We start from the raw sequence: 22,302 nt of genomic DNA on the forward strand, positions 1-22,302 counted from the left end.
GTTAGCGCCCCGTCCGTTCACGGCTAATCCGCGCCAGCCATTCAGAAATCAACAGCGAAATCAGCGCTAATACAATCGAAATCACGCACAGCCTCGCCGCCGCGCTCTCCCCGCCAGGCGTCTGAATCAAAGTATACATGGCGGAAGGTATGGTGCGGGTTTCGCCCGGAATATTGGAAACAAAGGTAATGGTCGCGCCAAATTCGCCAAGCGAACGGGCAAACGCCAGCACCGTACCGACAATAATGCCCGGCAGGGTAAGCGGTAAGGTGATAGTCAGAAAAACGCGCCAGCGCCCGGCGCCCAGCGTTCTGGCGGCCTGTTCAAGCTTGATATCCACCCCCTCCAGCGCCAGCCGAATGGCCCGCACCATCAGCGGGAAGGACATCACCGCCGCCGCCAGCACGGCGCCGCGCCAGCTAAAGGCAAACGTGAGACCGAACCAGTCATACAGCCACTGGCCAATAAACCCGCGTCGCCCCATCGACACCAGCAGCAGATAGCCGACCACCACCGGCGGCAGCACCAGCGGCAGATGCAGGACACTATCAAGTAAGGCTTTGCCCGGAAACCGGCATCGCACCAGTAACCAGGCAAAAAAGATCCCAAACGGCAGGCTAAACAGCACGGCCAGGGAAGACACTTTCAGGCTAAGAAGGACAGCCTGCCATTCTGGATCGGTCAGTATCATTACTTCGTCGTAAATCCATAACGTTTAAAGATTGCCGAGGCCTGCGGTCCTTTCAGGTAATCATAGAACGCGCTGACGGCCGCATTTTTATGCCCCTCCACGATAGCGATGGGGTATTCCACTTTTTTATGTGAATCTTCCGGGAACGTCGCCACCACGTTGACCCCCTTGCTGGCGACCGCATCAGAACCGTATACAATGCCCAAAGGCGCTTCGTTACGTTCGACCAGCGCCAACGCACCGCGCACATCCTCGCCCGGCGCCAGTTTCGGTTCAAGCGTTTGCCATGCGCCCAGCTTTTGCAGCGCTTCTTTGGCATAAATTCCCGCCGGTACGTGTTGCGGATCGCCCACCGCCAGACGCCCGCCGTTCAGCAGATGAATCCAGTCCGTTTTGTTGTCGATGGTAAACGGTTTCTGCTCGCTGGCTTTCGGCGCCACCACTACCAGGCTATTGCCAAGCAATGTTTCGCGCGTCGTGGTATCCACCGCTTTTTTATCGGCTGCGTAATCCATCCATTTCTGGTCAGCAGAGATGAACAGATCCGCCGGCGCGCCCGCTTCTATCTGCCGCGCCAGCGTTGAAGAGGAGGCGAATGAGGAAACCACATCCACATTTTTCTCTTTTTTATATTCTGCCGCAATGTCTTGCATCGCGTTCGTTAGCGACGCGGCGGCAAATACGGTGATCTTGCCTTCATCCGCCAGCGCATGACCAGCGATGACGAAAGATAATGTCGCCCCTGCGACCAGGCGTAACCAGGAATGCGCCATCTGTAACTCCTTGTGCGTTTCGTTATGTAAACGATAATATAACGATAATCTCAGGGGTTTCCCAGCGGTTATTCATACCCATTAACGATTAAACACAGAAAATATCGGCAGGAAAAGCAGGATCTTGAGTAACAAAAACGCCCGACTGAGCGGGCGTTTGGGGAAATCAGCGGTTCTGTCTGGACTGGTCTTTCTGACCGATACCGGAAAAAATGTTGAACACCTCACCCAGACCGTAAATCAGACCGAGGATGATGGCCATCACTACCGGTACCATGATGACGGCGAATACCAGACTTTTTAATAACTCTAACATGGGCAACTCCAGATATAGTCCTTTTTGTATTTTAACCGCATCACACAGAAAAGCACTCCCCTTTTGTGCGGTCGGCTTTGCGCTGACGCGCTTTTCAGTCACAATAGTCTTTTTACCAGGAGCTGGTTATGCAGGCCGAAATCCTTCTTACCCTGAAACTTCAGCAAAAGCTTTTTGCCGATCCCCGACGTATCTCTCTGCTGAAACACATTGCGCTTTCCGGCTCGATTAGTCAGGGCGCGAAAGACGCGGGAATCAGCTATAAGAGCGCCTGGGATGCGATAAACGACATGAACCAGCTTAGCGAACATATGCTGGTTGAACGCGCAACGGGCGGCAAAGGCGGCGGCGGCGCGGTATTAACCCGCTATGGTCAGCGTCTGATCCAGCTTTACGATTTGCTGGGCCAAATTCAGCAAAAAGCGTTCGATGTGTTAAGCGACGATGACGCCCTGCCGCTTGACAGTCTGCTGGCCGCTATCTCCCGCTTTTCACTGCAAACCAGCGCCCGAAATCAGTGGTTCGGCACCATTACCGCCCGCGATCGCGATCAGGTACAACAGCATGTCGACGTGCTGCTGGCCGACGGCAAAACGCGGCTCAAAGTCGCGCTGACGGCGCAAAGCGGCGAGCGTCTCGGCCTGGAGGAAGGTAAAGAAGTGCTGATCCTGCTAAAAGCGCCGTGGGTTGGCATTACCCGGGATGCAGCCGTTGCGCGCGCCGCTGACAATCAGTTGTCGGGAACGATCAGCCATATCGAGCGCGGCGCGGAACAGTGTGAAGTGTTGATGGCGCTGCCGGACGGCCAGACGCTGTGCGCCACGATACCGACTGCGGATGCCGCCACGTTAAAGGAAGGCGATGACGTGATTGCCTGGTTTAATGCGGACAGAGTGATTATTGCAACGTTGTGCTAAGCACATTGACATCCGTTGCCGAAAGACGTATCCCTGTCATTCATCGCTGCAAAAAATGGGATGCAAAATGTCATCGTTGCAAATTTCGCAAGGCACGTTTCGTCTGAGCGATACAAAAACACTTCATCTGGATTCGCTGACGCTCAATACGGGCGATAGCTGGGCATTCGTTGGGGCTAACGGGAGCGGGAAGTCGGCGCTCGCCCGCGCGCTGGCGGGTGAACTGCCATTATTAACAGGCGAGCGCCAGTGTCAGTTTACCCGCATTACTCGTCTGTCCTTTGAACAATTGCAAAAGCTGGTCAGCGATGAGTGGCAACGTAATAACACCGATATGCTCAGTCCTGGCGAAGACGATACCGGGCGCACTACCGCGGAAATTATTCAGGATGATGTTCACCATCCTGCCCGCTGTGCGATGCTGGCGCAGCAGTTTGGCATTTCCGCTTTACTCAACAGACGTTTTAAATACCTTTCTACCGGCGAGACGCGAAAAGCGCTGCTGTGTCAGGCGCTGATGTCTGAGCCGGAGTTATTAATCCTTGATGAACCGTTCGACGGACTTGACGTGACCGCCCGTCAACAACTGGCGCAACGCCTGACGGCGTTGAACCAGGCGGGTATGACCCTGGCGCTGGTACTCAACCGTTTTGATGAGATCCCGGACTTCGTGCAGTTTGCCGGCGTGCTTGCCGACTGTACGCTGGCGGAGACCGGAACGACGACAGAGTTACTGCAACGGGCGTTGGTCGCTCAACTCGCGCACAGCGAGCGTCTGACCGACGTACAATTACCCGAACCGGACGAACCTTCCGCCCGCCATGCGTTACCCGATGGCGAACCACGGATCGTACTTAACGATGGCGTAGTCTCGTATAACGATCGCCCTATCCTCCACCACCTAAGCTGGCGAGTCAATCCGGGCGAACACTGGCAGATCGTCGGTCCTAACGGAGCGGGTAAGTCTACGTTGCTTAGCCTTATTACTGGCGATCATCCGCAAGGCTACAGCAACGATCTTACGCTGTTCGGGCGACGGCGAGGAAGCGGCGAAACAATCTGGGATATCAAAAAACATATCGGCTACGTCAGCAGCAGTTTACATCTGGATTACCGCGTCAGTACCACGGTACGCAATGTCATTCTCTCCGGCTATTTCGATTCTATCGGCATTTACCAGGCCGTTTCAGACAGGCAACGAAAACTGGCGCAACAGTGGCTGGATATTCTGGGAATCGATAAGCGTACGGCGGATGCCCCCTTCCACAGTCTCTCCTGGGGACAGCAGCGGCTGGCGCTGATCGTGCGCGCGCTGGTTAAACATCCGACAGTGTTGATTCTGGATGAGCCGCTGCAAGGGTTGGACCCGCTGAACCGCCAACTGGTACGCCGTTTTGTGGATGTATTAATTCGCCAGGGAGAGACTCAACTGCTGTTCGTTTCCCATCATGCAGAGGATGCGCCTGCCTGTATTACCCACCGGCTGGAATTTGTACCAGAGGGCGAACGTTATAAGTACGTTTCCGGACGATGCAATAATTAAATGTATTATCAGAATGGCGCCGCGCGCCATTCTGGAACCACTCTCCTTTTATTAAGAATAATAATAACGGTCGATAAGCTTACTATCTCTTGAATCGCTGACCGCCTCATTGTCATAATAATCCTGAAATTTTCGACAATGATGTCGTATGTGAATATAAGGGATTCATTATGGCTTTTCGTTTTCCACAAATAATACTATTTTTACTGGCAGCCATGTTATTTTGCCCCAGCAGTTATGCTGAGCAAAAGCCGACCGCTGCGCAGGAAGCGCGTAAAACCGCCGTTGAGGTCGCTGTTGAAGGCATGAGTCGCGCCGCCGTTGCGGGTCCGACAAAGATTAGTTTAGGTGATAAAGCCACGCTTAATCTACCGGAAGGATTTACCTGGATACCCGCAAAAGAAGCGGCGGTATTTATGCGTGAAATTGGTAACTATGTTGACGATGAATATTTTTACGGCCTCGTATTTAAAAAGGAAATGAATGGATTTATTTCTATCGAATATGATGATTCTGGTTATGTAAAAGATGATGATGCAAAAAACTGGGATGCCGATGAATTAATGGATAACCTGCGCAAAGGCACAAAAGAAGCGAATAAAGATCGTATTGCAAAAGGCATTGAGCCGATAGAAATTATTGGCTGGATCGAGAAGCCTACCTACGATGCAACCAATCATCGTCTGATCTGGTCCGCCGCCATCCATGATATCGGCACCAACGAACCACTGAATGAACAAGGCGTGAACTACAACACCTATCTGCTGGGACGTGAAGGCTATTTTTCTTTAAATCTGGTGACCGACAGAGGTTCTGTTGACCACGAAATCCCTCTGGCGAAAAGAATTCTCAGTGCCGTCAAGTTCAACTCTGGACAACGCTACGCTGACTTCAACGAATCAACGGACAAAATAGCGGAGTATGGGCTCGCCGCGCTGATTGGCGGTATCGCGGCCAAGAAAGTAGGACTGCTTGCTATGCTCGGTATCGCGCTGCTTAAATTCTGGAAAGTGACCGCTATCGGCGTCGTCGCTGTCGGGGCGCTCGCCAGGAAGCTACTCTCGCGTAAAAAAGACTGACAGCTCCTGCCCCGTCCGTTTTATTCCCAGGCGCGTAACGCGCCTTTTTTTCGGATAAAAAGCAGAAGCATTCTCAAGCCAGATGATTTGTAATCATTTAATTGATATAAATGCGTAAAATCACCAGTGTGTAAACGATTCCACTAATTTATTACATGTCACACTTTTCGCATCTTTGTTATGCTATGGTTATTCCATACCATAGGCTTAACGGAGCGAATTATGAGAGTATTGGTTACAGGTGGTAGCGGTTACATTGGAAGTCATACCTGCGTACAATTGCTGCAAAATGGTCATGACGTCGTCATCCTCGATAACCTCTGCAACAGCAAGCGCAGCGTGCTGCCCGTTATTGAACGTCTGGGCGGTAAGCACCCGACCTTTGTCGAAGGCGATATTCGCAACGAAGCGCTTATAACCGAAATTCTGCACGATCACGCGATTGATACCGTGATTCACTTTGCCGGCCTGAAAGCCGTCGGCGAATCGGTCGCCAGGCCGCTGGAGTACTATGACAACAACGTCAACGGTACGCTGCGGTTGGTCAGCGCCATGCGTGCGGCCAACGTTAAAAACCTTATTTTTAGCTCCTCCGCCACCGTTTATGGCGATCAGCCCAAAATTCCTTACGTCGAAAGTTTTCCTACCGGCACGCCGCAAAGCCCCTACGGCAAAAGTAAATTGATGGTAGAACAGATCCTCACCGATCTGCAAAAAGCCCAGCCGGAGTGGAGTATTGCGCTGCTGCGTTATTTCAACCCGGTCGGCGCGCACCCGTCGGGCGACATGGGAGAAGATCCGCAAGGTATTCCGAATAACCTGATGCCCTATATCGCCCAGGTCGCCGTGGGTCGTCGCGAATCGCTCGCCGTTTTCGGCAACGATTACCCGACCGAGGATGGCACCGGCGTACGCGATTACATTCACGTTATGGACTTAGCCGACGGGCACGTCGTGGCGATGGAAAAACTGGCGGACAAATCCGGCGTACATATTTATAACCTCGGCGCGGGTGTCGGCAGTAGCGTCCTGGATGTGGTCAACGCCTTTAGTAAAGCCTGCGGTAAACCCATTAATTACCACTTCGCGCCGCGTCGCGACGGCGATCTCCCGGCGTATTGGGCGGATGCCAGCAAAGCCGATCGCGAGCTGAACTGGCGCGTCACCCGCACGCTTGACGAAATGGCGCAGGACACATGGCACTGGCAGTCACGCCATCCGCAGGGATACCCAGATTAAGGACGTTGTTATGACCCCATTTAATCCCATCGATCATCCGCATCGCCGTTATAACCCGCTTACCGGCCAGTGGGTTCTGGTTTCGCCGCATCGCGCAAAACGCCCCTGGCAGGGGGCGCAGGAAACGCCGTCTCAGCAAATGCTGCCGGCCCACGATCCCGACTGCTTCCTGTGTGCGGGCAATACGCGTGTCACCGGCGATAAAAATCCCGATTACAAAGGGACTTACGTCTTTACTAACGATTTCGCGGCGCTGATGGCCGACACGCCGGATGCGCCGGACAGCCACGATCCGCTGATGCGCTGTCAGAGCGCGCGCGGCACCAGCCGCGTGATCTGCTTTTCTCCCGATCACAGTAAAACGCTGCCGGAGTTGAGCCTGCCCGCGCTGACGGAAATCGTCAGAACCTGGCAGACGCAGACCGCCGAGTTAGGCAAAACCTATCCGTGGGTGCAGGTCTTTGAAAATAAAGGCGCGGCGATGGGCTGTTCGAACCCGCATCCGCATGGACAGGTCTGGGCCAACAGCTTCCTGCCGAATGAGGCCGAACGCGAAGATCGTTTACAAAAAGCCTATTTCGCCGAACAGCGTTCGCCAATGCTGGTGGATTATGTCCAGCGAGAACTGGCGGACGGCAGCCGCACCGTGGTCGAAACCGAACACTGGCTGGCGGTGGTGCCTTACTGGGCGGCGTGGCCGTTCGAAACGCTACTGTTACCCAAAACGCATGTCCTGCGCATTACCGATTTAAGCGACGAGCAGCGCGACTCTCTGGCGCTGGCGTTGAAAAAGCTGACCAGTCGTTATGACAACCTGTTTCAGTGTTCCTTCCCCTACTCAATGGGCTGGCACGGCGCGCCGTTTAACGGTGAAGAAAACGCACACTGGCAGTTGCACGCACACTTTTACCCGCCGCTGCTGCGCTCTGCGACCGTCCGTAAATTTATGGTCGGCTATGAAATGCTGGCGGAAACCCAGCGTGATTTAACCGCAGAACAAGCGGCTGAACGCCTGCGCGCGGTCAGCGACATCCATTTTCGCGAATCCGGAGTATAAAAATGAATCTGAAAGAGAAAACGCGCGCGCTGTTTGCTGAAATTTTCGGCTACCCTGCCACCCACACGATTCAGGCGCCAGGCCGCGTCAATCTGATCGGCGAGCACACTGATTACAATGATGGTTTTGTTCTGCCCTGCGCTATCGATTACCAGACCGTAATTAGCTGTGCGCCGCGCGACGATCGTACCGTACGGGTGATTGCCGCCGATTACGACAATCAGGTGGACGAATTTTCACTGGATGCGCCGATCGTGACCCACGATAGTCAGCAGTGGTCTAACTATGTGCGCGGCGTAGTGAAACACCTGCAGCAGCGTAACAACACGTTTGGCGGCGTGGATATGGTCATCAGCGGCAATGTGCCGCAGGGCGCCGGGTTAAGCTCCTCCGCCTCGCTGGAAGTGGCGGTGGGCACCGTCTTCCAGCAGCTTTATCACCTGCCGCTGGACGGCGCGCAAATTGCGCTCAACGGACAAGAGGCCGAGAACCAGTTTGTCGGCTGTAACTGCGGCATTATGGATCAGCTCATCTCTGCGCTCGGCAAAAAAGATCATGCGTTGCTGATTGATTGCCGTACGCTCGGCGCCAAAGCGGTTTCCATGCCGAAAGGTGTCGCCGTGGTGATCATCAATAGTAACTTTAAGCGCACGCTGGTGGGCAGCGAGTATAATACCCGCCGTGAACAGTGCGAAACCGGCGCCCGTTTCTTCCAGCAGCCGGCCCTGCGCGATGTCAGCCTTGAGGCGTTCAATGCCGTTGCCAGCGAACTGGACCCGGTAGTCGCAAAACGCGTTCGCCATGTATTGAGCGAAAATGCGCGCACCGTTGAAGCGGCAAGCGCGCTGGAGAAAGGTGATTTGCAACGTATGGGCCAACTGATGGCGGAGTCCCATGCCTCAATGCGCGATGATTTCGAAATTACCGTCCCGCAGATAGACACGCTGGTAGACATCGTCAAAGCGACCATCGGCGATCAAGGCGGCGTGCGCATGACCGGCGGCGGCTTCGGCGGGTGTGTTGTCGCACTGATCCCGGAAGATCTGGTTCCCGCTGTTCGGCAGGCCGTTGCGCAACAGTACGAAGCGAAAACCGGAATCAAAGAAACCTTTTATGTATGCAAACCGTCACAAGGAGCAGGACAGTGCTAAATGAAACGCCCGCACTGGCCCCCGATGGTCAACCGTACCGCCTGCTAACCCTGCGCAATAGCGCAGGGATGGTGGTAACGCTGATGGACTGGGGAGCCACTCTTCTTTCCGCCCGTATTCCGCTGTCTGACGGCAGCGTTCGGGAAGCATTGCTGGGCTGCGCCAGCCCGGAACACTACCCTGAACAGACGTCGTTCCTCGGCGCCTCTATTGGCCGTTACGCGAACCGTATCGCCAATAGCCGCTATACGTTTGCCGGCGAAACCGTACAGTTAAGCCCAAGTCAGGGCGAGAACCAGCTACACGGCGGACCGGAAGGCTTTGACAAGCGCCGCTGGCAAATTGTGAACCAGAACGATCGCCAGGTATTATTCGCGCTCACCTCTGATGACGGCGACCAGGGTTTTCCCGGCCATCTTTGCGCCACGGCGCAATATCGTCTGACCGATGACAATAGAATCTCCATCACCTACCGGGCGACGGTCGATAAACCCTGTCCGGTGAATTTGACCAACCACGTCTATTTTAATCTGGACGGCGATCGGACCGACGTGCGCCAGCATAAGCTGCAAATTCTGGCGGATGAGTATCTGCCGGTAGATGAATCCGGTATTCCACGCCAGGGGCTAAAATCGGTAGCCAATACCTCGTTTGACTTCCGGATGCCAAAAGTCATTGCCAGTGAATTTCTCGCCGATGACGATCAGCGCAAGGTTAAAGGCTACGATCATGCTTTCCTGCTACAGACGCAGGGTGATGGCAAAAAGCCGGCGGCCCGTCTGTGGTCACAGGATGGAAAGCTACAAATGATGGTTTACACCACCGCCCCGGCGCTACAGTTTTATTCCGGCAATTATCTGGCGGGTACACCTTCCCGCGGACCGGAACCTTATGCCGACTGGCAAGGGCTGGCGCTGGAAAGCGAACTGCTGCCGGACAGCCCGAATCATCCTGAATGGCCGCAGCCTGACTGTATCCTTCGCCCTGGCGAGGAGTACGCCAGCCTGACCGAGTATCAGTTTATTCCGTTCTAACGATATGCCGCTACATGCCCGATGACGCAAGCTTATCGGGCCTACGCGCCATTGCCCTGCTCAAACCTCCACCACTTAAAGACAAAATCGCAACTCTGAGTTCACAAGAACCTTACACTGCGCCACTATTTTCGCTATGGTTATGCGTAAGCATTGCCGCCAACACCTCGCGGCAATATAATGAGAATTATTATCATTACATATGATTTATAGGAGTGAGAGTATGGCTGTAACTAAGCTGGTTCTGGTACGTCACGGTGAAAGTCAATGGAACAAAGAGAACCGTTTCACCGGCTGGTATGATGTTGACCTGTCTGAAAAAGGCGTAAGCGAAGCAAAAGCAGCGGGTAAACTGCTAAAAGAAGAAGGTTTCAGCTTTGATTTTGCCTACACTTCCGTACTGAAACGCGCTATCCATACGCTGTGGAACGTACTGGATGAACTGGATCAGGCGTGGCTGCCGGTGGAAAAATCCTGGAAACTCAATGAACGTCACTATGGCGCGTTGCAGGGGCTGAATAAAGCGGAAACGGCAGAAAAATATGGTGACGAGCAGGTTAAACAGTGGCGCCGCGGTTTTGCCGTGACGCCGCCGGAACTGACCAAAGATGATGAGCGTTATCCGGGTCACGATCCACGTTATGCCAAACTGAGCGAGAAAGAGCTGCCGTTGACCGAAAGTCTGGCGCTGACCATCGACCGCGTTATTCCTTACTGGAACGACACCATCCTGCCGCGTATGAAGAGCGGTGAGCGCGTGATCATCGCCGCTCACGGTAACTCATTGCGTGCGCTGGTGAAATACCTGGATAACATGAGTGAAGATGAGATCCTTGAGTTAAACATCCCGACCGGCGTGCCGCTGGTGTATGAGTTCGACGAAAACTTCAAGCCGCTCAAACATTACTATCTGGGCAACGCTGACGAAATCGCCGCGAAAGCGGCTGCCGTGGCGAATCAGGGTAAAGCGAAGTAATCACCTTTGCCGGATGGCGGTATAACTGCCTTATCCGGCCTACGAGCAATGGGTAGGCCGGATAAGCGCAGCGCCATCAGGCAATATGTCTTAAACAGCGATCACGCCGTCCAGCACCACCTGCAGTTTCCCCTGCGAACAGCGCTCCACGCGTCCTCGTACCCGGTACACTTCAGCCAGACGCTCCGCAGTAATCACCGTCTCCGGCGCGCCGCTGGCGACCAGCCTGCCGTCTTTTAGCATCAGGACATGGTCACCATGACGCAGTGCAATATTAATGTCATGCGCCACGACTATCGTTACCCTATTTTGCGCCTGGGTATCCCGACGCACGAGATCCATTACGTGAAACTGATAGTTTAAATCCAGCGCGCTGAGCGGCTCATCCAGCAACAGAAGTTCAGGGCGACGAATCAGCGATTGCGCCAGACCCACTAACTGCCGCTGACCGCCGGAAAGCTGGTCGAGATACTGCAACGCCAGATGCGTTATGCCCAATTGCTCAAGGATAGCCAGTATCTGCGCTCTGCCCTGCGCATTGTCTCTGCCGCCTGATGCCCGCAGTACCACGATAATCGACTCCAGTACATGCAGATGTACGCCCTGCGGTAATGACTGCGGCAAAAACACAACTTTCTGCGCCCGCTCGGCAAACGATAACGACATGAGATCCTCGCCATCAAGCAGCGCCTCGCCGTCGGCGTTATTCAGCCCGGCCAGCGAACGTAGTAACGTCGATTTACCACAGCCGTTCGGCCCCAGCAAAATGGTAATTTTCCCGCGCGGCAGTAAGGGAACGTTGAGGTCTGCAATAACCGGCTGAGTGGAATAGCCGGCACTAAATGAGCGGAGCATTAACCCGCGCATCAGAGACTCCCCCGATGTCGCAATACAATGCTTAAAAAGAACGGAACCCCGACCAGCGAGGTGACAATCCCCACCGGTACCATGACGCCCGGAATACTATTTTTCGCCGCAATAGAGGCCAGCGATAACACCAGCCCGCCTATCAGCACGCTGCCCGGAAGGTAGAAACGGTGATCTTCCCCCAAAAGTATTCGCGCAATATGCGGCGCAACGAGACCAATAAAACCAATCGGCCCGACGAAAGCTACCGCCAGCGCTGATAACAAGCTGATACGCAACAATGACAGCAGGCGTAAACGGCGGACATGAATCCCAAAGCTCATCGCCCTCTCTTCGCCCAGACGTAATGCCGTGAGTTGCCAGGCGCTTCGTAACGCGCAAAAAAGCACAGCAATAAACACCACGGCCAGTACGCCCAATTTTTCCCACGACGCGCGGACCAGGCTCCCCATCGTCCAGAATACCAGCCCCTGCAGCGTATCTTCATCAGCCACAAACTGCATAATGGCGACCAACGCGTTAAAGGTGAATACCAGCGCAATACCGAACAACACCACTCCGGATGCGGCGACGCCTGTCCAACGGGTAATACCGTCCAGGAGTAACGCGGATAAAAGCGCAAAGATGAACGCATTGGCCGGGATAAACCAGGCGGCAGGAATACCGGGAATACCGATCCCCAGCACAATCGCCAGCGCAGCGCCAAAAGCCGCCGCGGACGATACGCCGAGGGTAAACGGCGTCGCCAGCGGATTATTTAAAATGGTTTGCATTTCGGCGCCCGCTAACCCTAACGCCATGCCCACCAGTAGGGCCATCAGGGCATAGGGTAAGCGGATATCCCAGACAATAACGTGTATGCCCGCATTCACCTTTTCCGGCTGAAAAAGCGCCTGCCACAGCGCACTGAGCGGTAAACCAGAAGACCCACAGGTTACATCCACCATCAGTGAAGCCATCATCGCCAGCGCAATAGCTAACATGAGCACAGCCCGTTTTCGTATGATCTGGCGATAGCGCGGAATGACGGGCGTGGAAGCGAAACCGGGGGCTAAAAGTGATTTGTCCTGACAGGTCATGGTTCGGGCTACGTTATTAATCAGAGGAGAATTATAGCGCCGAATTATTTCGTTATATATTTATTTATATTTCGATTGATGACACGGTGGCCTATCTCACCGGTTTCCAATAAATATCCTCCGGCATAGCCCTGTCTCTTGATCAGATCTCCTGATCAAGAGACAGGGCCTGGCTGGGGGTTTTCCATAGACAAAAAAAGCGTGGAGCCATCCACGCTTGAGGCTGCTGACAACGTGTAACCAGGTGGCAATGTTCCAACCACGGACCTACAAAAAGTACGTAATCTGTTGATATTCTCATTTCGTAAGTCAGGCAAAGCGCTAGCTGCCTCTCGCAGAAATGCCAACACAATAGATAATTGTCAGCAGTCCTCATTTTTCAGTCAGCAAATATCGGTCCGGCAGGGAATTTCGCCAGAAACCCGGTGACGGCCAGCAGCGACCATAGCCCGGGCCACTCAATCTGGCGCTCCCGCAGTTCATCATCCAGCGTCATAAGCGCAAACTCACCTTTATCGCCCAGCACGCCGCCCTGCCAGAGCAGCCGCTGCGCCTGCTGCCGCGCCCAGGGAGAATCGCTCTTCCAGGCCAGCAGGTGCAGCAGAGCCTGCTGCAGGCAGACACCGTGAGAATGTTGATCCCGCAACAGCCGCCGGTAAACCGGCAGCGATATGCTGCGCACGGTATAAAAACCGCTGCGGGTTTCGCTGTCAACATCTGCCATGCCAGCACAGAACTGACTGGCCAGGTCACATAAACGATTGTGCGTCAGCGGCTGGCGCAGGGCATCCAGACGACCTGCTGCGGCACACAGCAGCCCGCTCCTTTGCCGTTCTTGTGGCAGCGAATCAGGCAAAACCGCTACCGTTTCAGCCGCCCCGGCCTGCGCATGCTGTACGCCCGCGTCATAACAACGGACAAAGAAATCATGGCTGCCACGGACAATTGACGGGTGCGCCAGCAGATTCAGCGCCGGGTGCAGTTGTTCAAGCTCGTCCAGTGATGCCAGCGTATAATTGACAACCACATCTTTTATCGATGCCCTGCCTTCCGGACGAAATGCTATGGTTTCATTCATCAAAGTCTCCTTATGGGACATTCCCGGAGGCGATGCTGCGCATCTGTCCGGGCTACAGATCCATGCAATCCGTTAGCCCGGACAGGCGCAACGCGCCGCCTCCGGGAAAGGAACAGATTTACATCGCCAGCACGTACTTCAGCATCACCCCGGCGGCTATCGCCGAGCCAATCACCCCCGCCACGTTCGGGCCCATCGCGTGCATCAGCAGGAAGTTCTGCGGGTCCGACTCCAGGCCCACCTTGTTCGATACGCGTGCCGCCATCGGCACTGCCGACACGCCGGCGGAGCCAATCAGCGGGTTAATTTTGTTCTTACTGCACAGGTTCAGCAGCTTCGCCATCAGTACCCCGGCCGCCGTCCCGATACCAAAGGCAATCACACCCAGCAGCAGAATGCCCAGCGTCTGCGGTTGCAGGAACTTGTCCGCCACCAGCTTCGCGCCCACCGACAGCCCGAGGAAGATGGTGACGATATTAATCAGCCCGTTCTGTACCGTGTCGCTCAGACGCTCCACCACGCCGCTTTCACGCATCAGATTGCCAAAGCAGAACATCCCCAGCAGCGGCGCGGCGTCCGGCAGCAGCAGCGCCACCAGTAGTAACAGCACCGCCGGGAACAGAATCTTCTCCCGCTTGCTCACCGTGCGCAGCTGCACCATGCGGATTTTCCGCTCCGTCTCCGTGGTCAGCGCTTTCATAATCGGCGGCTGGATTAACGGCACCAGCGCCATATACGAGTACGCCGCCACCGCGATGGCCCCCAGCAGCTCCGGCGCCAGTTTGCCCGACAGGTAAATCGCCGTCGGGCCGTCCGCGCCGCCGATAATGCCGATGGCCGCCGCCTGCGGCAGGGTGAAGGCAATCAGGCCGAAGTAGTTCAGCGTCAGCGCCCCGAGCACCGTGGCGAAGATACCGAACTGCGCCGCCGCGCCGAGCAGCAGGGTGCGCGGGTTGGCCAGCAGCGGGCCGAAGTCGGTCATCGCGCCGACGCCCATGAAGATGACCAGCGGCGCGACACCGGAGCCAATCGCCACTTTATAGAACAGCGCCAGCACCCCCGGCGTGTAGCCCATGTCCACCGCCAGGTTCTCCATCTGGCTCTGCACCGACGGCAGAGCAAGGGCCAGCGCTTCCTTGATGGCGTGCACGTCCGGCGCGCAGTTCAGCTTCGCGGCAATCACCGCCAGCTGCCCGGCGTCGTGATGCGCCAGCAGGCTTTCCAGCGCGGTCAGCGCCATGCCCGCTTCCGGGATGTTGGAGAGCAGGCCGCCGAAGCCAATCGGCAGCAACAGTAACGGTTCGAACTTTTTCGCAATCGCCAGCCACAGCAGCAGCAGGCTCACCAGCAGCATGATGGCCTGGCCTGCGCCAAGGTGCATCAGCCCCATGCCCTGAAGCAGGGCGTTCAGACTTTCCATTTCCGCTCCTCGTCCTTACGCCAGCTTCATCAGGGTGTCGCCGACGGAGACCGCGTCCCCGGACTTCACCGCGATACCGCGTACCGTCCCGGCCTGCGCGGCGCGGATTTCGGTTTCCATCTTCATGGCTTCCAGAATCAGCAGCACGTCGCCTTCGGCCACCGTCTGGCCCTCGCTGGCAATCACCTTCCAGATGTTGCCCGCCAGCGGCGCGGTGACCGGTGTGCCGGCGCCTGCCGGAGCAACCGGGGATGCCGCCTGAACCGGCGCAGACGAAGCCGCCGTCAGCTGGCTGATATCGCCGCCGTCGCTGACCTTCACCACAAAGGCTTTACCTTCCACTTCCACGGTGTAGATACCGGAGGCGGCAGGCTTCTCTGCTTTTGCCACCGGCTGCGCGGTTTCCGCCTGCGGCACCGGCTCAAACGCCGCCGGGTTGTGGCGGTTCTCAAGGAATTTGAGGCCGATTTGCGGGAACAGCGCCACGGTGAGGACGTCGTCAATGGCGTTTCCCGCAAGCTGGATGCCCTTCTCCTGCGCCTGGCGCCTGACGTCCGCTTCCAGTTCAGCCAGCTCCGGCTTCAGCAGGTCTGCCGGGCGGCAGGTCACCGGGGCAGCCCCTTCCAGCACGCGGGCCTGCAGTGCCGCGTTCACCGGCACCGGCGTGTGGCCGTATTCGCCTTTCAGAATGCCGGCCGTTTCTTTGGCAATGGTCTTGTAGCGTTCGCCCGTCAGCACGTTGAGCACCGCCTGGGTGCCGACAATCTGCGAGGTCGGGGTCACCAGCGGGATAAAGCCGAGGTCCTCGCGCACGCGGGGGATTTCCGCCAGCACCTGGTCCAGCCTGTCCGCCGCGTTCTGCTGCTTCAGCTGGCCTTCCAGGTTGGTGAGCATCCCGCCCGGCACCTGGGCCACCAGAATACGGCTGTCGTAGCCCTTCAGCTGGCCTTCAAAGGCGTGATACTTTTTGCGCACCTCGCGGAAGTACGCGGCGATATTTTCCAGCTTCAGGATATCCAGCCCGGTGTCATGCTCAGTACCTGCCAACGTCGCCACCAGCGCTTCGGTGGCCGGGTGGCCGTAGGTGGCGCTCATGGAGGAAATCGCCGTGTCGACGCCGTCGATGCCCGCCTCGATAGCCTTCAGCAGCGCCATCTCCGCCATCCCGGTGGTGGCGTGACAGTGCAGGTGCAGGCGCACCTCAAAACGTTTTTTGATTTCGCTGACCAGCTCATACGCCGCCATCGGTGTAAGAATGCCGGACATATCCTTGATGGCAATCGAGTCAACGCCGGTTTCCAGCAGTTGCTCCGTTAAATCCAGCCAGGTCTGCAGGGTGTGGGCCGGGCTGGTGGTGTAGGAGAGGGTGCCCTGGGCGTGCGCGCCGTGGCTGCGTACCGCCTGCAGGGCGGCCTTCATATTGCGCGGGTCGTTCATGGCGTCGAAGACGCGGAACACGTCCATGCCGTTTTTCACCGCGCGTTCGACGAAGCGCTCCACCACGTCGTCGGCGTAGTGGCGGTAGCCGAGCAGGTTCTGGCCGCGCAGCAGCATCTGCAGCGGGGTTTTGGGCATGGCTTTTTTGAGTTCGCGCAGGCGGACCCACGGGTCTTCGCCGAGAAAGCGGATACAGGCGTCAAAGGTGGCGCCGCCCCAGCATTCGAGGGAGCCGTAGCCCACGTCGTCGAGCTGAGCGGTAATCGGCAGCATATCGTCAAGACGCAGGCGGGTGGCGAACAGAGACTGGTGGGCGTCACGCAGGACGACGTCGGTAATGGCAATGGTCATGGATCCCTCCGGGAAATTAAACGTGGTGGCGGTGATGGTGAATGGCGGCGGCAATCACCGGCTTGAGGCGGGTGAAGTCGTCAGCGGGCGCGGCGGCGGCAGGTGCCGCCTTCGGCACCGGAGCCAGTTCAGGGAAGAAACGGTTGACGGCGGCGGACATGCCGCGGATGGCGAAAATCAGCAGGAACAGAAACGCCAGCACGAACCCCATGCCGAGGAACATCAGAGTGAAGCCTTCACCTAATAGCACCGAACTATTCATAATAAAGTCTCAAATTTAATAATCTAAAATAGAAAAGTAATATCAGGCATTAATAGAAGGGATAAAATATCGGTAGTAAAATCATACTAACGATAAAACAAACCAAACTAATCGCCAGTCCGGGTTTTAAGAAATCTTTAAATTTAACATTCCCCGGGCCAATAATCATTGAGTTTGCTGGAATAGCCATTGGGGTACAAACAGCAACACTACTCGCAATAAAAACAGCAATAACAACTGCACGAGGGTCTGCGCCAATAGACTGTGCGATAGTCCACCCTACCGGGCATAACAACGTACATGCTGCAGTGTTACTCATAACTTGAGTCAAAGCCCATGTAAGTATCCACAATGATGCCATAATAATCATAACGCCAGAATCTCCGGTTACTGAAATAACGGCATTGGCAATCATTTCTCCAGCACCAGTAGAATTAAGCGCGGCTCCTAAAGGCATCATAAACGCAAGCATGAAAACAGTTAGCGTTTCAAAAGAATTAAAAGTTTCCTTTTGTGTCAAAACGCCAGCAAATACAAGAACAATAGCCGCACAACACGCAATAATATGCATTGGAGGCAGAAACTTAATATAATCAGTTGCCACCATCCCAGCGATAGACAGAATAAAAATGGCTAAAGTTAAATTTCTATGCCAGGCCGGAATTTGGCTATAATCCATTTGAGAATCAGATTGTGTATTTCCATCACGATCTGCGATGAGTTTTGAACCGAAGAAATAGAGAAATATAGAGCATGCAATCAGCAAAGGAATACCAATTTTAGCGTATTCGAAAAATGGCACCGACAGACTTCCCTTACTAAAAGTTTCAATAGTATTTTTAGCAATCAGATTTCCTGGCGAACCGATAATAGAAATATCAGCACCGATTGTTGCCCCAAAAACCAGAGGCATAAGAAGTTTAATAGGCTTAATCTGACTACTGGCGGCAATACCTAAAACAATAGGAATTAGCACAGCAACTGTTCCGCTATTAGAAACAAAGGCAGACATAACTCCACCAATAAGAAAAATCAATACACTAAGGCTTCTTTCTGTTTTAGCATATTTTAGTAAAATTTTACTTGATTGCCATGCCAAACCTGTTTTAAAAAATGCCGCACCGAGTACACACATGGCGACGATAAGAATAACATTCGCATTTACGATTGAAGCAAAAATATCCTTAGCATCGATAACACCGGTAAAATAAAGTGCCATTGGGACCATAAATGCAACTAATCCCATAGGAAGACGATCGCTAACAAAGATAATTATTGCAACCACTAAAACCAACAAAGTAATAATCGCTGGTGACATGTATACGTCCTTATATTATTAGGGTACAAAAACAACTCATTACAGTCATGAATACAACTGCAACAAGCATAAATCACATGTTATACTAAAATTACATCTAATTAATTTCTATTGAGAAAGAATACACTCACATAAATAACAACACTTACCCGACAAAGGCATAACATATTCTTACTGCTTTTGTTTCTGTTTAATCAAATAATTTCCTCTTAAAATCTGTCTGTGTATAATGCTACTTATATAAATGAAACTCATCCAATGCTAATAAGGTTGCAGCTTATGCAATATCGGCATCACCTCGAACTAACATGGCTCGAAGACTGTCTGGCTCTAAAAGAAACGTTGAATTTCTCAAAAGCGTCTGCCTCAAGATATGTGACTCAACCCGCATTTAGTCGTCGGATACAATCTCTCGAAGAATGGGTGGGTACGCCCCTTTTTGAAAGAAGTAAACGGGGAGTCACCCTTACCAAGGCCGGAGAAGTATTTACAGACCAGCTTCCCGAACTGATCCACTCCTTGTACACATTGAAAAGTGATACCCTTGAGGCTGCAGGTAATAAACAACCTAGTCTTGTTTTTTCAGCAACGCATGCTTTGTCTTTCTCTTTTGTACCGCACTTGTTAAAGCAAAGTGATAAAATTGCAAAATTTGGTTCATTTCGTCTTTTATCTGACTCATTGAATGCGTGCGAAAAAATGATGCGGCAGGGAGATTCACAATTTTTGCTGTGTCACCATCACCCACATATGCATCTAAATTTAAATAAAAATAACTTTATGAGCATTCGTCTTGGGTTTGATACATTAATTCCATTCAGTAAACCAGACTCAGAAACGTTAAAACCGTTGTGGAATATAAATAATAAGATTCAATTCCCTTACCTTTCTTTTTCATCACAATCAGGTCTGGGAAGAATAATAGCAAATACAGCGTCTATTAACAGAATTACCCATAATATAAATATTGCCTTTGTGGCCGATCTGGCAGCAACACTATTGGCAATGGTCAGATCTGGCGATGGTGTTGCCTGGATACCTCAAAGCCTTGCCAGGCAAGATATAGAGGCTAAAACTATTGTTACTGCAGCGGAAAAAGAAAGCAATTTATGGGTACCCATAGAAATAAGACTTTATAGACCAGCCAAGAGAATGCCTCCAGATGCCGAAGAGCTATGGGAAATTTTTGTTGAAGAACAAATATAATTATTTAATTGTAAAATGTTCTTTAATATAATCCTCAATGAATTTAATTAACGCTCTGGTTGCATATGATAAATATTTATCTTTCTTCCAGGCCAAACCAATCGTAACATAAGTCGGCTCAGTCATGGCCTTGGTTATTACTTTTTCGGCTTTAAGATCGACAGCGTCCAAAATGAAAGAAATTCCTTCATTTTTAGCAACCAGATCTATGTTGGTTTGAACCCTGTTTGATGATAGAAAAATATGTGTATGAATTCCTCGCTTTGTACATTCTTCAATAATCGTTTTTCTATGCCAGGAATCTTTTTTCATTAGTATCAATGGCTCATATTGTAGATCTTCCCAATCGATACTATCCTTTTTTGCCAGAGGATGTTTATCTGACATACATACCACGTGCTGCTGAGTCATTAATGGTACCGTAACTAATTCTTTTGGACAGTCATTAATAATAACAATAGCAAGATCCAGCTCTCCAGCAGAAAGTTTATCATGTAAACCAAAAGTCCCCTCTTCAACAAGAGAGAGTTCCATCTCTGGATAAATCTCCCGGAAATGCTTGAAGAGCGGTGAAAAAAGAAACAAACTTATCATCGGTGGGATCCCCAAAGTTACTATGCCACCATTTTCATTACGATAATCTTTCATTTCCGCTACGCTATTTTTTAACGCAATAAGGATAGGTTCAATTTTTTGTAAGAAAAACATGCCCTCCTCAGTAAGGACAAGTTTATTTTTCTTTCTATCAAATAATGTCACCCCTAATTCAGTCTCTAACTTCTTAATAGCAATGGTGATATTAGGTTGAGAAACAAAATGCCGCTCAGCAACTCTGGTTAAGTTACCTAACAAAGAAGCGCTTACAAAATATTCTAATTGTCTAATTTCCATCTATTTTCCACTACTATAAATAAAATTTATCATTTAATAAAAATAACATATTTCCTTCCTGCAATGAATACGAATATCATGAAAATGTGATCAATGGATAAAACAATGCAACATAGCACTGGAGGGAGTATGAGTCGTATATTAAATACAGAAATTATCATTCCGGTTATCGAAAAACTTGTAAAAAAAGCTTGTTATGAACTGGATGATAATCTCATGTGTTCTTTTCGTAAAGCATATGATAAAGAAGAGTCAAAGATCGGCAAGGAAACCATTAAGATATTAATTGATAATGGAGAGTATGCAAAAAAAGAACAACTTGCATGCTGCCATGATACCGGCACTTGTATCGTTATAATGGAAATTGGACAACATGTATGCTGGGAAGGTAAGCCGCTTAAAGATCAGGTGAACCAGGGTGTTCGCCAGGGCTATGAAAATGGATACTTAAGAAAATCCATGGTTGCAGATCCATTAGAACGTATTAATACTAATGATAATACTCCTGCAATTTTACATACTGAAATTGTTGATGGTGACCGAGTGACAATTACCGTTATGCCAAAGGGCGGCGGTAGCGAAAATATGGGAACTTTTAAAACATTGCTTCCCGGCGATGGTATTGATGGTATAAAAGATTTTGTTCTGGAAACTGTCCGTCGTGTAGGAGGCAATCCATGCCCTCCTTATATTATTGGTATCGGCGTTGGCGGTACAATGGATCACTGTTCGTGGATGGCGAAGAAAGCATTATTACGCCCTCTTGGTGAGTTCAATGCTAAACCACTTTATGCCCAGCTCGAAGCTGAATTATTAGAGGCCGTGAATAATACAGGGATCGGCCCTTTAGGTATGGGCGGGCGTATTACGGCATTAGGCGTGCATGTCGATTACTATCCTTGCCATATCACTGCACTGCCAGTCGCAATCAATTTCCAATGTAATGCAAGCCGCCACGCTAGTGAAATCATTTAATACCTGGAGAAGCTATGATGGAATTAACATTACCATTGACTAAAGAGAAAGCGAAAACTCTTAAGGTCGGCGATATATTATTTCTCACTGGATTTGCTTACACCTGCCGTGACGCCGCGCATAAAAAAATCGAAGTAGCGCTTAGTAACGGAGAAAAATCACCGGTCGATTTTCAAAATCAAACGATTTACTATGCTGGCCCCTGCCCTGCCAGACCTGGTTTACCTATTGGCTCCAACGGTCCTACAACGGCCGCGCGTATGGACCCATTTGTAGAAATGATGTTTCAACAAGGGGCAACTGCGTTTCTTGGCAAAGGCGATCGTGCTGATTATGTCGCTGAGCTTTGTAAAAAATACGGTGGGGTTTCGCTACTCGGGATTGGAGGAGCGTCTGCAATTAATACAAAACATGTTAAATCAGTAGAAATTGTTGCCTACGAAGAATTAGGAACAGAATCCATTAAGAAGTTATATTTTGACCGCTATAGAGTCATTGTAGGAATTGATTCGGAAGGAAATACTCTCCAGAAGCAGGAAGTACCCAAGTACGCCAAATAATAATACATTAATATTGGCAATATCGGTCCGGTAGGCTGTTACCGGACCGATACGTTTTCTATCCTGCACGTCACCACAGGAT

At 52.2% G+C, this 22,302-nt stretch carries 22 protein-coding genes; 11 read left to right on the forward strand and 11 right to left on the reverse strand.

The window, feature by feature from the left end:
* Nucleotide 1: 1 nt before the first annotated feature.
* From modB to EOS98_RS15275, 3 genes are all read right to left on the reverse strand, one after another.
* Complete coding sequence (gene modB, locus EOS98_RS15265; protein WP_000604026.1) at nucleotides 2-691, reverse strand: molybdate ABC transporter permease subunit; 690 nt, start codon at nucleotides 689-691, stop codon at nucleotides 2-4.
* Nucleotides 691-1,464: a molybdate ABC transporter substrate-binding protein gene (gene modA / locus EOS98_RS15270; protein ID WP_000951413.1), complete on the reverse strand. Its 774-nt coding sequence runs from the start codon at nucleotides 1,462-1,464 to the stop codon at nucleotides 691-693. Before modA ends, modB begins: the two co-directional genes overlap by 1 nt.
* Nucleotides 1,465-1,630: 166 nt before the next feature.
* A complete protein-coding gene (locus EOS98_RS15275) occupies nucleotides 1,631-1,780 on the reverse strand; it encodes an AcrZ family multidrug efflux pump-associated protein (RefSeq protein WP_000891513.1) in 150 nt (49 codons plus the stop codon).
* 128 nt (nucleotides 1,781-1,908) lie between these two features.
* On the opposite strand from EOS98_RS15275, the gene modE reads away from it, so the two are divergent.
* From modE to gpmA, 8 genes are all read left to right on the forward strand, one after another.
* Entirely contained in the window at nucleotides 1,909-2,697 is a 789-nt protein-coding gene (modE, locus tag EOS98_RS15280; protein ID WP_001147416.1) for a molybdenum-dependent transcriptional regulator, read from the forward strand.
* Between the two features lie 67 nt (nucleotides 2,698-2,764).
* Nucleotides 2,765-4,240 carry a molybdate ABC transporter ATP-binding protein ModF gene (gene modF, locus EOS98_RS15285; RefSeq protein WP_126524180.1) on the forward strand — a complete coding sequence of 492 codons (1,476 nt, stop codon included), beginning with the start codon at nucleotides 2,765-2,767 and terminating at the stop codon, nucleotides 4,238-4,240.
* 170 nt (nucleotides 4,241-4,410) lie between these two features.
* A complete protein-coding gene (locus EOS98_RS15290; RefSeq protein ID WP_023258607.1) occupies nucleotides 4,411-5,319 on the forward strand; it encodes a DUF2167 domain-containing protein in 909 nt (302 codons plus the stop codon).
* Nucleotides 5,320-5,541: 222 nt separating this feature from the next.
* A complete protein-coding gene (gene galE, locus EOS98_RS15295; protein ID WP_001265465.1) occupies nucleotides 5,542-6,558 on the forward strand; it encodes a UDP-glucose 4-epimerase GalE in 1,017 nt (338 codons plus the stop codon).
* A 10-nt stretch (nucleotides 6,559-6,568) separates the two neighbouring features.
* Nucleotides 6,569-7,615 carry a galactose-1-phosphate uridylyltransferase gene (gene galT, locus EOS98_RS15300; RefSeq protein WP_000187473.1) on the forward strand — a complete coding sequence of 349 codons (1,047 nt, stop codon included), beginning with the start codon at nucleotides 6,569-6,571 and terminating at the stop codon, nucleotides 7,613-7,615.
* A 2-nt stretch (nucleotides 7,616-7,617) separates the two neighbouring features.
* Entirely contained in the window at nucleotides 7,618-8,766 is a 1,149-nt protein-coding gene (galK, locus tag EOS98_RS15305) for a galactokinase (protein ID WP_023256905.1), read from the forward strand.
* Nucleotides 8,760-9,800: a galactose-1-epimerase gene (gene galM, locus EOS98_RS15310; protein WP_000931428.1), complete on the forward strand. Its 1,041-nt coding sequence runs from the start codon at nucleotides 8,760-8,762 to the stop codon at nucleotides 9,798-9,800. The genes galK and galM overlap by 7 nt, the downstream gene beginning before the upstream one ends.
* A 223-nt stretch (nucleotides 9,801-10,023) precedes the next feature.
* A complete protein-coding gene (gene gpmA / locus EOS98_RS15315) occupies nucleotides 10,024-10,776 on the forward strand; it encodes a 2,3-diphosphoglycerate-dependent phosphoglycerate mutase (protein ID WP_000301556.1) in 753 nt (250 codons plus the stop codon).
* 90 nt (nucleotides 10,777-10,866) lie between these two features.
* Here the strand turns inward: gpmA and EOS98_RS15320 are convergent, their stop codons facing one another.
* The 7 genes from EOS98_RS15320 to EOS98_RS15350 all read right to left on the reverse strand — a co-directional run bounded on the left by EOS98_RS15320 (nucleotide 10,867) and on the right by EOS98_RS15350 (nucleotide 18,588).
* Nucleotides 10,867-11,643 carry an ABC transporter ATP-binding protein gene (locus tag EOS98_RS15320; RefSeq protein WP_001214710.1) on the reverse strand — a complete coding sequence of 259 codons (777 nt, stop codon included), beginning with the start codon at nucleotides 11,641-11,643 and terminating at the stop codon, nucleotides 10,867-10,869.
* On the reverse strand, nucleotides 11,643-12,722 hold the full coding sequence (locus EOS98_RS15325) for a FecCD family ABC transporter permease (protein ID WP_000128336.1): 1,080 nt from the start codon (nucleotides 12,720-12,722) through the stop codon (nucleotides 11,643-11,645). The genes EOS98_RS15320 and EOS98_RS15325 overlap by 1 nt, the downstream gene beginning before the upstream one ends.
* A 379-nt stretch (nucleotides 12,723-13,101) precedes the next feature.
* Nucleotides 13,102-13,800 (reverse strand): triphosphoribosyl-dephospho-CoA synthase, encoded by a 699-nt coding sequence (locus EOS98_RS15330; protein ID WP_017441912.1) that lies wholly within the window; start codon nucleotides 13,798-13,800, stop codon nucleotides 13,102-13,104.
* 118 nt (nucleotides 13,801-13,918) lie between these two features.
* Nucleotides 13,919-15,220: an oxalacetate decarboxylase subunit beta gene (locus tag EOS98_RS15335; protein ID WP_126524181.1), complete on the reverse strand. Its 1,302-nt coding sequence runs from the start codon at nucleotides 15,218-15,220 to the stop codon at nucleotides 13,919-13,921.
* A gap of 15 nt (nucleotides 15,221-15,235) precedes the next feature.
* A complete protein-coding gene (gene oadA, locus EOS98_RS15340; RefSeq protein WP_126524182.1) occupies nucleotides 15,236-17,008 on the reverse strand; it encodes a sodium-extruding oxaloacetate decarboxylase subunit alpha in 1,773 nt (590 codons plus the stop codon).
* Nucleotides 17,009-17,024: 16 nt separating this feature from the next.
* Entirely contained in the window at nucleotides 17,025-17,270 is a 246-nt protein-coding gene (locus tag EOS98_RS15345) for an oxaloacetate decarboxylase subunit gamma (protein WP_126524183.1), read from the reverse strand.
* A gap of 49 nt (nucleotides 17,271-17,319) precedes the next feature.
* Nucleotides 17,320-18,588 (reverse strand): SLC13 family permease, encoded by a 1,269-nt coding sequence (locus EOS98_RS15350; RefSeq protein ID WP_126524184.1) that lies wholly within the window; start codon nucleotides 18,586-18,588, stop codon nucleotides 17,320-17,322.
* A 222-nt stretch (nucleotides 18,589-18,810) separates the two neighbouring features.
* Between EOS98_RS15350 and EOS98_RS15355 the strand changes: the two genes are divergently transcribed.
* Nucleotides 18,811-19,794 carry a LysR family transcriptional regulator gene (locus EOS98_RS15355; RefSeq protein ID WP_077914051.1) on the forward strand — a complete coding sequence of 328 codons (984 nt, stop codon included), beginning with the start codon at nucleotides 18,811-18,813 and terminating at the stop codon, nucleotides 19,792-19,794.
* Here the strand turns inward: EOS98_RS15355 and EOS98_RS15360 are convergent, their stop codons facing one another.
* Nucleotides 19,795-20,685 carry a LysR family transcriptional regulator gene (locus EOS98_RS15360; protein WP_000405927.1) on the reverse strand — a complete coding sequence of 297 codons (891 nt, stop codon included), beginning with the start codon at nucleotides 20,683-20,685 and terminating at the stop codon, nucleotides 19,795-19,797.
* 129 nt (nucleotides 20,686-20,814) lie between these two features.
* Between EOS98_RS15360 and EOS98_RS15365 the strand changes: the two genes are divergently transcribed.
* Together EOS98_RS15365 and EOS98_RS15370 are read left to right on the forward strand one after the other, a co-directional pair.
* On the forward strand, nucleotides 20,815-21,660 hold the full coding sequence (locus EOS98_RS15365; RefSeq protein ID WP_000086831.1) for a fumarate hydratase: 846 nt from the start codon (nucleotides 20,815-20,817) through the stop codon (nucleotides 21,658-21,660).
* Nucleotides 21,661-21,674: 14 nt separating this feature from the next.
* Nucleotides 21,675-22,220: a FumA C-terminus/TtdB family hydratase beta subunit gene (locus EOS98_RS15370; RefSeq protein WP_000970374.1), complete on the forward strand. Its 546-nt coding sequence runs from the start codon at nucleotides 21,675-21,677 to the stop codon at nucleotides 22,218-22,220.
* Nucleotides 22,221-22,302: the final 82 nt, after the last annotated feature.

The organism is Salmonella sp. SSDFZ69 (assembly GCF_004010755.1).
Classification (GTDB): Bacteria; Pseudomonadota; Gammaproteobacteria; order Enterobacterales; family Enterobacteriaceae; genus Salmonella; species Salmonella enterica.

What these genes read in the sequence shown, in the direction of transcription:
- EOS98_RS15350 (WP_126524184.1), bottom strand. Translation starts at nt 18,588, where the DNA reads ATGTCACCAGCGATTATTACTTTGTTGGTTTTAGTGGTTGCAATAATT.
- modA (WP_000951413.1), bottom strand. Translation starts at nt 1,464, where the DNA reads ATGGCGCATTCCTGGTTACGCCTGGTCGCAGGGGCGACATTATCTTTC.
- galE (WP_001265465.1), top strand. Translation starts at nt 5,542, where the DNA reads ATGAGAGTATTGGTTACAGGTGGTAGCGGTTACATTGGAAGTCATACC.
- modF (WP_126524180.1), top strand. Translation starts at nt 2,765, where the DNA reads ATGTCATCGTTGCAAATTTCGCAAGGCACGTTTCGTCTGAGCGATACA.
- EOS98_RS15320 (WP_001214710.1), bottom strand. Translation starts at nt 11,643, where the DNA reads ATGCGCGGGTTAATGCTCCGCTCATTTAGTGCCGGCTATTCCACTCAG.
- modB (WP_000604026.1), bottom strand. Translation starts at nt 691, where the DNA reads ATGATACTGACCGATCCAGAATGGCAGGCTGTCCTTCTTAGCCTGAAA.
- galK (WP_023256905.1), top strand. Translation starts at nt 7,618, where the DNA reads ATGAATCTGAAAGAGAAAACGCGCGCGCTGTTTGCTGAAATTTTCGGC.
- EOS98_RS15360 (WP_000405927.1), bottom strand. Translation starts at nt 20,685, where the DNA reads ATGGAAATTAGACAATTAGAATATTTTGTAAGCGCTTCTTTGTTAGGT.
- galT (WP_000187473.1), top strand. Translation starts at nt 6,569, where the DNA reads ATGACCCCATTTAATCCCATCGATCATCCGCATCGCCGTTATAACCCG.
- EOS98_RS15330 (WP_017441912.1), bottom strand. Translation starts at nt 13,800, where the DNA reads ATGAATGAAACCATAGCATTTCGTCCGGAAGGCAGGGCATCGATAAAA.
- modE (WP_001147416.1), top strand. Translation starts at nt 1,909, where the DNA reads ATGCAGGCCGAAATCCTTCTTACCCTGAAACTTCAGCAAAAGCTTTTT.
- EOS98_RS15370 (WP_000970374.1), top strand. Translation starts at nt 21,675, where the DNA reads ATGATGGAATTAACATTACCATTGACTAAAGAGAAAGCGAAAACTCTT.
- EOS98_RS15335 (WP_126524181.1), bottom strand. Translation starts at nt 15,220, where the DNA reads ATGGAAAGTCTGAACGCCCTGCTTCAGGGCATGGGGCTGATGCACCTT.
- gpmA (WP_000301556.1), top strand. Translation starts at nt 10,024, where the DNA reads ATGGCTGTAACTAAGCTGGTTCTGGTACGTCACGGTGAAAGTCAATGG.
- EOS98_RS15345 (WP_126524183.1), bottom strand. Translation starts at nt 17,270, where the DNA reads ATGAATAGTTCGGTGCTATTAGGTGAAGGCTTCACTCTGATGTTCCTC.
- oadA (WP_126524182.1), bottom strand. Translation starts at nt 17,008, where the DNA reads ATGACCATTGCCATTACCGACGTCGTCCTGCGTGACGCCCACCAGTCT.
- EOS98_RS15325 (WP_000128336.1), bottom strand. Translation starts at nt 12,722, where the DNA reads ATGACCTGTCAGGACAAATCACTTTTAGCCCCCGGTTTCGCTTCCACG.
- EOS98_RS15275 (WP_000891513.1), bottom strand. Translation starts at nt 1,780, where the DNA reads ATGTTAGAGTTATTAAAAAGTCTGGTATTCGCCGTCATCATGGTACCG.
- EOS98_RS15290 (WP_023258607.1), top strand. Translation starts at nt 4,411, where the DNA reads ATGGCTTTTCGTTTTCCACAAATAATACTATTTTTACTGGCAGCCATG.
- EOS98_RS15365 (WP_000086831.1), top strand. Translation starts at nt 20,815, where the DNA reads ATGAGTCGTATATTAAATACAGAAATTATCATTCCGGTTATCGAAAAA.